Genomic DNA, 13736 nt, shown 5'->3' with positions numbered 1-13736 from the left:
GACCGTTGAGCCGCCGGCCGCCCTCGGGGACGATGGCACGGTGAACCAGGCCGCCGCGTACACACTGCGAGAACTCCGTGCCCTGGACCCGGCGGTGCGCGCGGACGTGCTCCGTGTGCTGGACCGCGTCGCCCGGGACCTCCCCGCCCACTGGAGCCGCCGCGCGGGCATACCCCAGCTCATGGTGTTCCTCGACGGCGACGGCGGCGCCCGGACGGAGCGCACCGACCTGCGGGAGCTGGCCCGGCACGGGTACCTGGACGAGTTCCACCGGTGGGTCGGCGGGGTCCCGGCACAGAAGGCGCGGGAGCACGGCTGCGCCGCCCTGGTGTACGGCGACCGCATCCACGCGAGGATCAACCAATTCGGCCCCTTCGGAGCGGCCCGTTTCGTTCCGGACACCCGCGCCCATGTCCGCGTGGCGCACCGGGACCTCCGCCGGGGGACGTCCTTCTCTTTCCCCTTCGACACCGAGGGCCGCTTCTTCCCCCGGCTCGTTCTCCACGACTGGGTGGCCGAGACCCTCGACCGTGCCCGGCGGGAGTGACCGCGCGAAAACGCGTTGCCCTGTTGCGGCTGTGCGCAGTTCACTGGTCCCGGCGCCCTTGATGATCCGTGTGCCCCGGTTCGACCGCCGGAGCAGCGCGCGCCCCTTCCGCCTCCCAGAACCCCTCAGGAGCCCTTGCGTGCAGGCAGCCGTCACCGTCACCCCCGCCCGTGTCCCGGAGCTGCTGCTCGGTCTCGCGACCGTGCGGCCGGTGTTCCTCTGGGGTGCGCCGGGCATCGGCAAGTCCTCCCTGGTCAGGGAGTTCGCCGAGTCGCTCGGGCTGGAGTGCGTGAGTCTGCTGGGCACCCAGCTCGCTCCCGAGGACCTCATCGGCGTCCCGCAGATCCGCGACGGCCGCTCGGTGTTCTGCCCGCCGGAGTCGATCGCCCGGGACGAGCCCTACTGCCTCTTCCTGGACGAGCTCAACGCGGCCACCCCGGACGTGCAGAAGGCGTTCTACTCGCTGATCCTGGACCGCCGGATCGGCGACTACGAGCTGCCCAAGGGCTCCATCGTCATCGGCGCGGGCAACCGTGCCACCGACAACGCGCTCGCCCGCCCCATCGCCTCCGCGCTCGTCAACCGCCTCACCCACGTCCATCTGGAGGCGTCCCCGAAGGACTGGCTGGTCTGGGCGGCGAACAACGGCATCCACCCGTGGATCACCGACCACCTCACCGACCGCCCCGACCACCTGTGGTCCAAGCCGCCCAAGACCGAGGAGCCGTTCTCCACGCCCCGGTCCTGGCACATGCTCTCCGACGCGCTGCACTCCTTCGGCCGTGACCTCGACGAGGACACGTTGAAGGTGCTCGCGCACGGCACGCTCACCCCCGCGCACGCCACCGCCTTCTGCGGCTACGTCAAGATCGTGCGCAGCCGTTTCGGCATCGACGCCGTCATCAAGGGCGAGGCCCGCTGGCCGCACCGCCTTGAGGACCGCGACCTGCTCTACTACCTGGCCGAATCGTTCCGCGGACGCCTCGTCAAGGAGCTGCCGGCGACCAAGGAGCACATGTCGGCGAACGGCCGGCAGACCGCGTACCGCGCCAAGTCGCTGCTGGTGCAGCTCGCCGAGATCTCCGTGGAGGTCGCCCAGACGGTCATCGCCTCCGACAGCGACGGCAACCCCGTCCTGCCGTCCTGGTTCCTCGTCGAGGCGGCCCGCGACATGCCCCGGCTGGTGGAGGCGCGCCGGTGAGTCGCGGCCGGACGAAGGGGCCGAAGAAGCGGGACCTCGCACAGGAGGCGTTCGACGCGGGACTGGCGCTGGTACGGGCCAACCCCGCCCTGGCGGCCGTCGAGTTCGAGGTGTGCCGCTTGGAGAACTGCGCGCTGGCGCCGCGCGAGGGACTGGTGCGGGTCGACTCAGGGGCCGTCCTGCACGCCCACCCGGACCGTATGGCCGACCCGGACGCCTGGGCGTGGGCCCTCGCCCACGCCGTCCTCCACCTCGGCTTCGGCCACGTCCCGGCCGCCCGGGGCACGCGCGAGCAGCCCGACCACTGCGAGCTGGCCGCCCGCTGCGTGGTCGTCAACCGCTTCCTGCTCGGCTTCCCCATCGGCAGCACGCCCGACCACCTGCCCGCCGCCTACCCCGACGGCGACGAGGAGCGGCTCGCCGCGCGCTGGCGCCGGGACGGGGTGCCGGCCGTGTACGAGCGCTGCGGCACCGCGGGCGGCGAGGCGGACCTCTACCTCCAGGAGTGGTACGGCTGGTACGGCAGCCCGCCCGACCACCAGCTGGCCTTCGCCACCGCCCTCACCCGCACCGTGTCCGCCGCGATGGACATGGCGGGCGGCCGCCTCGACAGCCTGGACGGAAAGCCGGCCCCACGGCGCCCCTGGGAGCGGGCGCTCGGCTGGTTCGTCTCGTCCTACCCGCTGCTCGGCGGCATCGCCTCCGGCATCACCCTCGTCGCCGACGCCGAGCTGGCCCGCGCGCACGGCATCTCCGTCGCCGCCGTCAACGCCGTGGCCGGCGAGATCTACGTCAACCCGCTGCGGCGGCTGGACGAGGAGGAATGGCGGTTCGTCCTCGCCCACGAGATGCTGCACGCCGCCCTGCGCCACGGCGACCGCTGCGGCGGACGCGACCCGTACCTGTTCAACGTCGCCTGCGACTTCGTCGTCAACGGCTGGCTGGAGGAGATGCAGGTCGGCACCATGCCCGAGGGCCTGCTGCACGACAAGGAGCTCGCCGGACTGTCCGCCGAGGAGGTCTACGACCGCATCGCCGCCGGCCTGCGCCGCATGCGGCGCTTCGCCACCCTGCGCGGCAAGGGCCTCGGCGACATGCTGGGCGGCCCCCTCGGCCCGCCCCGCGACTGCGTCGACCTCGACGGCTTCTACCGCCGCGGCCTCGCCCAGGGCCTCGACCTGCACGACCGGCAGGGACGCGGTTTCCTGCCCGGCGGTCTGGTCGAGGAGATCCGCGCGCTCAGCCATCCGCCGGTGCCCTGGGACGCCCGCCTCGCCCGCTGGTTCGACGAGTACGTACCGAGCCCCCAGCCGGTCCGCTCGTACGCGCGGCCCTCCCGGCGCCAGGCGTCCACCCCCGACATCCCCCGCGCGGGACGGTACTTCCCGCCCGAGGAGATCGCCCGCTGCACCTTCGGCGTCGTGCTGGACACCTCCGGCTCCATGAACCGGGTGCTGCTCGGCAAGGCACTGGGCGCCATCGCCTCCTACGCCGAGGCCCGCGACGTACCCGCCGCGCGCGTGGTGTTCTGCGACGCGGCCCCGCACGACGCCGGCTATGTGCCGGTCACCGACATCGCCGGGAGGGTGCGGGTGCACGGACGGGGCGGCACGGTCCTGCAGCCCGGCATCGACCTCCTCCAGCGCGCCGACGACTTCCCGCCCACCGCGCCGGTCCTCGTCATCACCGACGGGTGGTGCGACGTGCTGCGGGTGCGCCGCGAGCACGCCTACCTGATCCCGCAGGGCGCGCGGCTGCCGTTCACCGCGAGAGGGCCCGTCTTCCGGGTGAGTTGAGCCGTGATGTGATCGGATGGGGGAGGGCACCCGGTGACACGGGGGCCCGGACCGAGCACCGCCGGACACACGGCCGGACATTTTCGAAAGGATGCGTCATGGCAGCCACGCGCTCCGCACACACCGTTTGGGAAGGCAGTCTCTTCAAGGGCAGCGGGGTCGTCGCCTTCGACTCCTCCGGCAGCATCGCCGAGCAGCCGGTCACCTGGGCGTCGCGTGCCGAGGAGGCGAACGGGAGGACCAGCCCCGAGGAGCTGATCGCCGCCGCGCACTCCAGCTGCTTCTCGATGGCCCTCTCCAACGGTCTCGACAAGGCCGGCACCCCGCCGACCAAGCTGACCACCTCCGCCGACGTCACCTTCGTGCCGGGTGAGGGCATCACCGGCATCCACCTCACCGTCGAGGGCACCGTCCCCGGCCTGGACGAGGCCGGTTTCGTCGCCGCCGCGGAGGACGCCAAGGTGAACTGCCCGGTCAGCCAGGCGCTGAAGGGCACGAACATCACCCTGACGGCGAAGCTCGCCTGACCGGCTCGCCGCGCCGAGCCACCGCAGGCCGCTCCCCGGGGAGCGGCCTGCGGCACGTCCCCCTCCGGGAGCGACCACCATGACGCCACGACCCGCCGTCTCTGCCCACCAGGGAGGCTCCGAGCGCGCAGGACCGGCCACCTGGGAGGCGTACGAGGACGCGCTCGCGTCCGGCGCGGAGTACGTCGAGTTCGACGTCCGGCGCACGGCCGACGGCGTGTTCGTCGTCCACCACGACCCCCGGGTGGGCCGCACCGGCCCGCACCTGTCCACGCTCACCCACGCGGAGCTCAACGCGCGCGCCGGCCACCGGGTGCCCGTCGTGGACGAGGTCATGGAGCTGATCTCCGGGAGGCTCGTGGGACATCTCGACCTGAAGGAGACCGGCCACGAGCGGGAGCTGATCGGCCGCGCCGTCGCCCTCCTCGGCGAGGACGGCTTCGTCGCCACCACCCTCGAGGACCGCTCCGTCGCCGCGATCACCGCGGCCCACCCGCGCGTGCGCACCGTCCTGTCCCTCGGCCGCGACGGCCGGGACATCGACCGGCGCCGACTGCTGGCCACCCGGCTCAGCGAACTGCTCCCCATGCGCCGGGTCCGCGCCTGCGGCGCCCACGGGGTCGCCGTGCACCAGCGTCTGGCCCGCGCCACCGTGCTGCGCGAGGCCGCCCGTAACAGACTGTTCACCATGGTGTGGACGGTCAACGAGGACGGGGCGCTGCGGAACTTCCTCGGTGACCCGCGGGTGGACGTGCTGATCACCGACCGTCCCCGGCGCGCGCTGGAACTGCGCGGGCACACGGACGCCCACACCCGCCGTTGACAACCACCCGTTCACACTATTGACAACAGGGCGCTCAAGTTTTGTGCTGGAAGTCCGGAGAGGTGCCCTGGCGGAAGGGGACAGCGATGGGACGTGCCGTCGGAATCGACCTGGGAACCACGAACTCGGTGGTGGCCGTGCTGGAGGGCGGTGAGCCCACCGTCATCGCCAACGCGGAGGGGGCGCGCACCACCCCCTCGGTCGTGGCCTTCGCCAAGAACGGCGAGGTGCTGGTCGGCGAGGTCGCCAAACGGCAGGCCGTGACCAACATCGACCGCACCGCCCGCTCGGTCAAGCGGTACATGGGCGACGCACAGTGGCGTTTCCCCTCGGAGGGATCCGTCGACGGCACCCGCTACCGGGCGCAGGAACTCTCCGCCCGGGTGCTGCAGAAGCTGCGCCGGGACGCCGAGGCGTACCTCGGCGAGGACGTCACCGACGCCGTCATCACCGTACCGGCGTACTTCGACGACACCCAGCGGCAGGCCACCAAGGAGGCCGGGGAGATCGCCGGCCTCAAGGTACTGAGGATCATCAACGAGCCCACGGCGGCCGCCCTCGCCTACGGCCTGGACAAGGAGAACGACCACACCGTCCTCGTGTTCGACCTGGGCGGCGGCACCTTCGACGTGTCGCTGCTCGACATCGGCGAGGGCGTCATCGAGGTGAAGGCCACCAACGGCGACACCCACCTCGGCGGTGACGACTGGGACCAGCGTGTCGTCGAGTACCTCGCCAAACGCTTCAAGGGGCAGTACGGCGTCGACCTGGCGCAGGACAAGATGGCCGTGCAGCGGCTGCGGGAGGCCGCCGAGAAGGCGAAGATCGAGCTGTCCTCCTCCACGGAGACCACCATCAACCTGCCCTACATCACGGCATCCTCCGAGGGCCCCCTGCACCTCGACGAGAAACTCACCCGCGCCCAGTTCCAGGAGCTCACCGAGGACCTGCTGGAACGCTGCAAGACGCCCTTCCACCAGGCCGTCAAGGACGCCGGTGTGAAACTCTCCGCCATCGACCACGTCATCCTCGTCGGCGGCTCCACCCGTATGCCCGCCGTCACCGACCTGGTCCGCGAGCTCACCGGAAAGGAGCCGCACAAGGGCGTCAACCCCGACGAGGTCGTGGCCCTCGGCGCCGCGCTGCAGGCCGGCGTCCTGCGCGGCGACGTCAAGGACGTGCTGCTCCTCGACGTCACCCCGCTGTCCCTGGGCATCGAGACCAAGGGCGGCATCATGACCAAGCTGATCGAACGCAACACCACGATCCCCACCCGGCGTTCGGAGATCTTCACCACCGCCACCGACAACCAGCCCTCGGTCGGCATCCAGGTCTACCAGGGCGAACGTGAGATCGCCGCCTACAACAAGAAGCTCGGCGTCTTCGACCTCACCGGCCTTCCCCCGGCCCCGCGCGGCGTCCCGCAGATCGAGGTGGCCTTCGACATCGACGCCAACGGGATCATGCACGTGTCCGCCAAGGACCTCGCCACGGGCCGTGAGCAGAAGATGACCGTCACCGGCGGCTCGGCCCTGCCCAAGGACGACATCGACCGTATGATGCGCGACGCCGAGCAGTACGCCGAGGAGGACCGCAAGCGCCGGGAGGCCGCCGAGACCCGCAACCAGGCCGAGCAACTCGTCTACCAGACCGAGCGGTTCCTGCGCGACAACAGCGACAAGGTGCCCGGCGACACCAAGGGCGAGGTCGAGTCCGCCGTCACGGAGCTGAAGCAGCTGCTGGAGCGGGAGGGCACCGAAACGGCCGAACTCCGCGCCGGCGTCGAGAAACTCGCCTCGGTCAGCCAGCGGATGGGCCAGGCGATGTACGCGCAGACCTCGACGGGCCCCACCGAGGACGCCGGACAGGACACCGCACCGCAGGACGACGACGGCGTCGTCGACGCGGAGATCGTCGACGACGACAAGGACACCGACACCGGCGAACGCAAGGACGGCGCGGCCTGACCCCCGTGGCGGGCGCGGGGCTCAGTAGTGTTCCCGGCACTCCCGCAGCAGCTTCTCCGTGCGCTGCGTCGAGGCCGCCCGCGCCGTCATGTGGTCCAGGACCTCCAGATGCACCGCGACCTCCTTGCGGGAGTCCAGGTACAGGGCCCCCGTCAGATATTCGGTGAACACCATGTCGGGCAGCTCCGGCTCGGCGAAGCGGAACAGCGAGAAGGGCGCGTACGTCCCCGGGTGCGGACCGTCCGCGAACTCGGCGATCTGGAGCGTGACGCGGTCCCGTTCGGCGTACTCGAGAAGCTTGTCGAGCTGGTCCCGCATCACCCGGCCGTCGGCGCTCACCGGGCGCCGCAGGACCGTCTCCTCCATCAGCACCCACAGGTGCGGGGGATCGCTGCGCTCCAGCAGCCGCTGACGCTCCATGCGCAGGGACACATGCCGCTCGACGGCCTCCCGCCCCGCGTTGCCGATCGTCCCCGCCTTCAGGACGGCGCGCGCGTAGTCCTCGGTCTGCAGCAGCCCCGGCACGAAGTGCGGCTCGTAGGTCCGGATGATCCGGGCGGCGCCCTCCAGGCTCACATACATGCTGAACCACTCGGGCAGCACATCGTGGTACCGCTGCCACCAGCCCGGCCGGTTCGCCTCCTCGGCGAGCTCCACGAACGCGACGGACTCGCTGTCCGGCACCCCGTACGCGGTCAGCAGCAGCTGGACGTACGGGATCTTCAGCGCGACCTCGGCCGTCTCCATCCGCCGCACGGTCGCGGGCGCCACCCGCAGGATCCGGGCCGCCTCCTCCCGCGAGAGGCCCGCGGCCTCCCTCAGCTCATGCAGCCGCCTTCCCAGAACCACCTGGCCCACGGTCGGTGCGGCCCGCCGCTCACTCACGCCACGCCTCCCCAACGCGCCCGGGCATGCGCTCAGTCTTTCATGTCCCTCCGACACTCTCACGGGCCGCGGTGAACCGCCTTGTTTCCCTGCTCCCTCAGCCGTATTACCCGGCAGGTAATCGACCTGCCGCCGCCCCCACGGGATCGTGGACGCACCGGGTCCCGGGCCGGCTCGCACTCCGGCCCGGGACCCGGCACCGGCCGCCGCCACCGATCCCGACGGAGGGTGATTCGTCATGTCCGCGACCCAGCTTGCCGCGCTCGCCCGGACCGTGGAGCCGCAGCTGATGCTGCGCCGCTTCCTGGCCCTGGACGCCGCGGTGACCGGCGCCAACGCGCTCGCCTATCTCGCCCTCTTCGGCCCCCTCGGACGCTTCCTCGGCGCCGGCTCCGGCCTGCTGCTGGGCCTCGGCGCCTTCCTCGCCGTCTACGCGGCCGGCGTGGGCCTGCTGGCCGCCCGCCGCCACCCGCCCACGGCGGGCGTACGGATCGTCGTCGAGGCCAACCTCGCCTGGGCCGTCGTGAGTCTCGCCGCCCTCGCGCTGTGGCTCACCCCGACCACGGCGGGCGCGGTGTGGACGGTCCTCCAGGCGCTCACCGTGGCGGGCTTCGCCGTACTGCAGCACATGGCGCTGAGGGCGCGTCAGCTCAGCCAGGACTGAAGGTACTTGGCCGTCGCCGGGTCCGCCGGGAGCAGCGTCTCCACGGCCAGCTCGGCGACGGTCACGTCCATGGGTGTGTTGAAGGTGGAGATCGACGACACGAACGACAGCCGCCGGCCCTCGTGCTCGATCACCATCGGCAGCGCGAAGTACGCCACCGGCGCGTCCTGTTCCTCCGGCCGCCGCTCGCCGGTGTCCGGGACCGGGAACGCCGCGACCTCCTCGTACAGCGCCCGCAGCGGCTCGGAGCGGCGCAGCGCGATGTCCCGCCGCATCTGCTCCAGCAGATGCCCCCGCCACTCCCGCAGATTCAGGATCCGCGGTGCCAGCCCCTGCGGGTGCAGGGTGAGCCGCACCGCGTTAAGCGGCGGCGTCAGCAGCGACTCCGGGACGCCGTCGAACAGCATCATCACCCCCCGGTTGGCCGCCACGACGTCGTACATCGCGTCCACCACGAGCGCCGGATACGGTTCGAAGGCGCTGATCAGCCGCTCGATGCCGTCCCGCAGCGCGTCCAGCGCGGGGTCGTCCAACGGGGTGTGCGGGAACCGGGGAGCGTACCCCGCGGCGAGCAGCAGGGCGTTGCGCTCCCGCATCGGGACGTCCAGCTCCTCGGCCAGCCGCAGCACCATCTCCTCGCTGGGCCGGGAGCGGCCGGTCTCGATGAAGCTGATGTGCCGGGCGGAGGAGTCGGCGCGCAGGGCCAGCTCCAGCTGGCTGACCCGCCGCTGCTCCCGCCAGGCACGCAGCAAGGGGCCCACGCCGTCGGTGCCGGCGGTGGCTTCGGACGGGACTGTGGTCATGTCAGGACCGTAGTCGACAGGCGGCCGTCCCGGGGAGCCGCCCGTGTGCGACCAGGGTCCCGGGGCCCCTTCTGTGGCAGCCTGGGAATCCGGCACGAGACCCGAACCCGGCGAAGGAGCGCAGCCCATGCCCGTCGAACCGCTGTCGCAGAAGGAGATCGAGGACCGGCTGGCGGAACTGCCGGGCTGGTCGCTCGAGGAGGGCCGCCTCACCCGTTCCTACCGGCTCGGCTCGCACTTCGCGGCGACGGCGATGGTCGTGCACATCGCCCAGGTGCAGGAGGAACTGGACCACCACTCCGACCTCACCCTCGGCTACAACACCGTGTCCCTGTCCGTGCACACCCACAGCGCGGGCGGCGCCGTCACCGCCAAGGACCTCGAGCTCGCCCGCAGGGTGGAGGACGTGGCGCCCGGACACGGTGCACACTGAGGCACGTGCTGGACTACGACGAGGAAGCGGAACGGTACGACGCCCTGCGCGGCGGTGAGGCCCGGGCGGCGGCCGCCGCCGAGGCCGTGCTGAGTCTCGTGCCGGGCGGTGCGCGCGATCTGCTGGACGTCGCCTGCGGCACCGGCATCGTGACCCGGCGGTTCGCCGCCGCCCGCGCCGGCCTGCGGGTGACGGGGGCCGACCTCGCCCCGTCGATGACCCGGATGGCCGCCGCCCGCCTGCCGGGCGCCGTCGTCCGCGCGGACAGCCGCCGACTGCCCTTCGGCGACGCCCGGTTCGACACCGTGGTCAGTGTGTGGCTGCTGCATCTGCTGTCCGGCCCGGAGGAGGTCCGCACGGTCGTCGGCGAGTGCGCCCGCGTGCTGCGGCCCGGCGGGGTCTACATCACCACCGTCCACAAGGGTGCCTCCCACAACGTGGGCAGCGACATCGACGCGGTCCTCGCCGCCCGCCCGCCCAGCCCGGTGCCCGACGCCCCCGCCGATGTGACGGCCTGGGCCGCGGGGCACGGACTGCTCCCCGCCGGACAGGCCCGCTTCCGGGGGCACGGTCAGGGCCGCAGCCCCCGTCGCACCATCACGGACCTGCGCCGCGGCTGGTTCGTCACGCTGCCGCCCGGGGAACCGATCGCCGAGCAGTTCGCCGCCCGGCTGTCCGAGCTCCCCGACCAGGACCGGCCCCGCCCCGACCCCGTGTTCCGCCTCCGCGCCTACCGCAAGCCGGCACCCGGCGACCCCGTGCTCACGCCCTGAGCGGCCGGCGCCCCAGGGCCCGCTCGTCGGCCGAGCCCTCGTCGACCACCAGCGGGTTCCCGGCGAACCGGGGACGGGCGTGCGGGAGCCGGGCGGCCCTCCGTGCGCGAGAGGGCCGCCCGGCCGGATGGTGGCCCCGGCGTCAGGTGCCGGGGCCGGTACACGGAGCCTCGGCGGGGACTATTCGAGAAGCTCCGCGTACGAGCCCATGGCCAGGGCGATGTCGGCCTGGGCCCAGAACCGGTGGTACGTGAACGTCGGCGCGGCGCCGCCCTCGAGATAGCTCTCGATCTTCGACCAGGCCGGGTCGTCCTGGTAGAAGGACCGGATCGAGGCGAAGGTCGACGACGAGTCGATCCGGTCGCCGTTCGGCATGGTGCCGCTCCAGCCGCTGGGGACGTACACCGGGTCGTCGAAGCGGTTGTAGTCGGCGCGGGTCTCCGGGACGGCGATGCCCAGCGCGTCCTGGTTGTTCTCCCACATGCCGTCCAGCAGCGCCTTCGCCGTGGACGCCGCCTCGGTGTCACCGGAGCGGTCGGCGTAGTACGTCAGCGTCTTGGCGTAGGCCGCCGCCACCCCGACGTCGTTGGTGTAGTCCGCGACCGTGACGTGCAGATCGCCGTTGTCGCCCGGGGACGACGCGTTCCAGGTGTCCGGCTTGCCCGACCACTGCAGCGTCGACGGGATCCGGAAGGAGCCGTCGGGGTTGATCGTGGTCTCGGAGAGCGCCCAGTCCACCCACTTGTCGAGGACGGACTTGGCGAGCGCGTTGCCCGTCTGCTGGTACAGCTCCGCCACCCGCTCCATCGACCACGCCTGGAAGCCGAACCACTGGTTGGACGGCGGGTCGTGGTAGACGGGCTTCTCGTCGTAGTACATGCCGTAGAAGGTCGGCGTGCCCGACGGCGGGGAGGTGTACCGGCCCGCCCAGCTGTTGGTCGCGCCGCCGGCGATGCCGCCCTCGTCGGACTGCAGCCAGCGGTAGAACTCCAGCTGCCGCTGCATCGACTTGCCCCAGTCGTCCGCGCCCGTCGCCGACTTCGGCTTCAGCGGCGCGTACTCGCTCAGCGCGTACGCGGCGAGCGGGTTCTGGTAGCCGCCGTGCGCGTGGCTGGAGCCGATGCGCCAGGCCCAGCCCGCCGAGGTGTCGGTGGCACCGCCCCAGGCGTAGTACCAGGACAGCAGGTAGTGCGAGGCGTCCTTGCCGGTGCCGGCCGGGCACGAGGGACTGGAGCAGTTGCCGATCTTCTTGAAGTACTTGTCGTACATGGCGTAGCGCAGGTAGTCACCCATCTTCGCGGCCTTGGCGACGGTCGCGGACACCTGGGAACCCTTGCCCTGGTCCTTCGCCCACAGGTCCGCCCAGTAGGCGGCCTGCACCGCACGCGCGTCGGCGTCCGGGGCGTTGGTGAACTTCCACTGCTTGGCGTAGGACGCGTCCTTGGTGAACAGGTCCAGGTAGCCGTTGGTGCCGCCGTACTTGAAGGCGTCGCAGGTGGGCTGCGGGACGGTCTCCCAGACCGACTCCTGCGGGCCGCGCTGGAAGGTGTTGATGTACGACGGCCCGGTGTCCGACGGGCCCGCCTCGCACTTGCCGGGCGAGTTGCCGTAGCCGTACACGTTGTCGACGTCCTGGATCCAGTGCATGCCGTAGACGTCGTCCGTGCCGTACGCGCTCCTCAGTTCCGCGGCGATCGGGTCGGGGCCGACGGAGACACCGGAGTCCAGCTGCGACGGGTACTCGTCCGGGGTGTCGTGCTCGGGCGCGTAGGTCGCCGGCTTCGAGGCGTTGTAGAAGGAGTTGGTCGGCTGGTCGGCGTGGGTCGGGATCATGTACTGCTCCATGATCTCCCAGGCCTCGTTGAACTTCGACCAGTCACCGGTCACCTTGCCGTACATCGCCTGCAGCCACAGCAGGTAGCTGTAGGCCTCCGAGGTCGTCTCGTGACCGTGGTCCGGTGCCTCGACGATCAGCGTCTCGACGGAGTGGTACGGGATGCCCTCGGGGGAGAAGTAGCCGTTCGCGGGGTCGGTGATCTTCCCGTACAGCTCCAGGAAGCGGGCGTCGTACGTCTTCTCCGCCCCGAGCTGGGTCACCGTGACCGCCGCCTTGGCGTGGCCGGGTGCCGAGGACTCGAAGACGGCCGAGCCGCTGCCGGAGTCGTCGGCGGAGATGGTCACCGTCTGCGCGGTGTTCCAGTTCGACGCCGTGAAGGTGAGCGAGGCGCCGCCGGAGACCGACAGCCCGGAGTTGCCGCTCGCGCGCGTCGTGGTGACGGTCACGCTCCCGGTCGGCTGCTTGGACAGCTTGACCTCGTAGGTGCCCGACTCACCCTGCTGAACGCCGAGTTGGGACGGCGTCGCCACCACGGCGGGACCCGAGGCGACCGTGATGCCCACCGGAGTGGAGTCGGCGGAGGCACCCATGCTGTCGTGGGCCTTCGCCACCAGCGAATGACTGCCCACGGTCAAGTCGGCGACCGAGAGCGTGAAGGGCGCGCTGGTGTCGGTGCCCAGCAGCTCGGTGTCGTCGTAGAACTCCACCTTGGTGATCGTGGCGTCGTCGGCCGCCGCGGCGGTGGCCGCGAGCGGGACCGTCTCGCCCTGGGTGTAGACGGCGCCGGCCTCGGGGCTGGTCAGCACGGCGATCGGCGGCTGGTGGGCGCCGGTGCAGGTGGTGCCGTTGATCGCGAAGGACGTGGGGGCGGCGTTGCTGCCGCTGTAGGTGAACTGGGCGCCGGTCGTGACCGCGCCGCCGGCGGCGATCCGGGCGTTGTACCCGGCGTCCTTCACGGTCACGGTCCGGCCGGACTGCGACCAGGTGCCGTTCCAGCCGTTGGAGAGCTTCTGGTTGCCCGCGTAGTCGTACGTCAGGGTCCAGCCGTCGATGGCGTCGGTGCCGCGGTTGGTGAGGGTCAGGTCGGCGGTGAAGCCGGACCCCCAGTCGTTCGTCTTGTAGTCGACGCTGCACTGGACGGCGGCCGCCTGAGCGGCAGTCGAGCCCGCCGAGAGCATCGTGAGCGGGAGCGCCAGAGCTGCCGCGGCGGCCGTTAACAGCCGTCGCACGCCCCTGCGTCTCCTGGGTGGGGGATGCATGGTGCTGGTTCCTCCTGCGACTCGTCATGTCAAGCCTTGAACCAGTGGGAGCGCTCCCATAGTGGGGACGGGGTGATGACCGGTCAAGCCTTGTGGAGAATCGAAAAGATTCGACGCTTCGAGTTGAGTGAATGTCAGCAGTCCCCCTGTTCTTCGCCGTCACTTGGCGCTAGCTTCATGTGCACCAGTGGGAGCGGTTCCATCAGTCGACGCGTCCGTTG

Annotated in this window: 12 protein-coding genes; 9 read left to right on the top strand and 3 right to left on the bottom strand. The window is 71.5% G+C overall.

Annotated features, from left to right (window positions below):
• Positions 1–40: 40 nt before the first annotated feature.
• The 6 genes from ACZ44S_RS02980 to dnaK all read left to right on the top strand — a co-directional run bounded on the left by ACZ44S_RS02980 (position 41) and on the right by dnaK (position 6861).
• Positions 41–547 carry a hypothetical protein gene (locus tag ACZ44S_RS02980; protein WP_466923886.1) on the top strand — a complete coding sequence of 169 codons (507 nt, stop codon included), beginning with the start codon at positions 41–43 and terminating at the stop codon, positions 545–547.
• Between the two features lie 139 nt (positions 548–686).
• Positions 687–1748, top strand: coding sequence for an ATP-binding protein (locus ACZ44S_RS02975; protein ID WP_466923884.1), 1062 nt, complete (start codon positions 687–689; stop codon positions 1746–1748).
• Positions 1745–3544, top strand: coding sequence for a vWA domain-containing protein (locus ACZ44S_RS02970; RefSeq protein ID WP_466923881.1), 1800 nt, complete (start codon positions 1745–1747; stop codon positions 3542–3544). Before ACZ44S_RS02975 ends, ACZ44S_RS02970 begins: the two co-directional genes overlap by 4 nt.
• A 98-nt stretch (positions 3545–3642) precedes the next feature.
• Positions 3643–4071: an OsmC family protein gene (locus tag ACZ44S_RS02965; RefSeq protein ID WP_125502873.1), complete on the top strand. Its 429-nt coding sequence runs from the start codon at positions 3643–3645 to the stop codon at positions 4069–4071.
• 79 nt (positions 4072–4150) lie between these two features.
• The gene (locus ACZ44S_RS02960) at positions 4151–4894 is read left to right on the top strand and encodes a glycerophosphodiester phosphodiesterase family protein (protein WP_466923878.1); all 744 of its coding nucleotides are present in this window, start codon (positions 4151–4153) and stop codon (positions 4892–4894) included.
• Between the two features lie 86 nt (positions 4895–4980).
• On the top strand, positions 4981–6861 hold the full coding sequence (dnaK, locus tag ACZ44S_RS02955) for a molecular chaperone DnaK (RefSeq protein ID WP_466923875.1): 1881 nt from the start codon (positions 4981–4983) through the stop codon (positions 6859–6861).
• Between the two features lie 21 nt (positions 6862–6882).
• On the opposite strand, the gene ACZ44S_RS02950 is transcribed toward dnaK, so the two are convergent.
• The gene (locus ACZ44S_RS02950; protein WP_466923873.1) at positions 6883–7746 is read right to left on the bottom strand and encodes a helix-turn-helix domain-containing protein; all 864 of its coding nucleotides are present in this window, start codon (positions 7744–7746) and stop codon (positions 6883–6885) included.
• A gap of 238 nt (positions 7747–7984) precedes the next feature.
• Here ACZ44S_RS02950 and ACZ44S_RS02945 point away from each other — a divergent pair, with 238 nt between their 5' ends.
• A complete protein-coding gene (locus tag ACZ44S_RS02945) occupies positions 7985–8410 on the top strand; it encodes a hypothetical protein (protein ID WP_466923870.1) in 426 nt (141 codons plus the stop codon).
• Here the strand turns inward: ACZ44S_RS02945 and ACZ44S_RS02940 are convergent.
• On the bottom strand, positions 8392–9213 hold the full coding sequence (locus tag ACZ44S_RS02940; RefSeq protein ID WP_466923868.1) for a helix-turn-helix domain-containing protein: 822 nt from the start codon (positions 9211–9213) through the stop codon (positions 8392–8394). The two genes, ACZ44S_RS02945 and ACZ44S_RS02940, sit on opposite strands and share 19 nt — an antisense overlap.
• Positions 9214–9340: 127 nt before the next feature.
• On the opposite strand from ACZ44S_RS02940, the gene ACZ44S_RS02935 reads away from it, so the two are divergent.
• Positions 9341–9646 carry a 4a-hydroxytetrahydrobiopterin dehydratase gene (locus ACZ44S_RS02935; protein ID WP_466923866.1) on the top strand — a complete coding sequence of 102 codons (306 nt, stop codon included), beginning with the start codon at positions 9341–9343 and terminating at the stop codon, positions 9644–9646.
• Between the two features lie 5 nt (positions 9647–9651).
• Positions 9652–10419, top strand: a complete 768-nt coding sequence (locus ACZ44S_RS02930) for a class I SAM-dependent methyltransferase (protein WP_466923864.1) — start codon at positions 9652–9654, stop codon at positions 10417–10419.
• Positions 10420–10599: 180 nt separating this feature from the next.
• Here the strand turns inward: ACZ44S_RS02930 and ACZ44S_RS02925 are convergent, their stop codons facing one another.
• A complete protein-coding gene (locus ACZ44S_RS02925) occupies positions 10600–13515 on the bottom strand; it encodes a glycoside hydrolase family 48 protein (protein ID WP_466923862.1) in 2916 nt (971 codons plus the stop codon).
• Positions 13516–13736 lie beyond the last annotated feature (221 nt).

This window comes from Streptomyces malachitofuscus (assembly GCF_055571035.1).
This window is presented reverse-complemented; position numbering and strand designations above follow the sequence as displayed.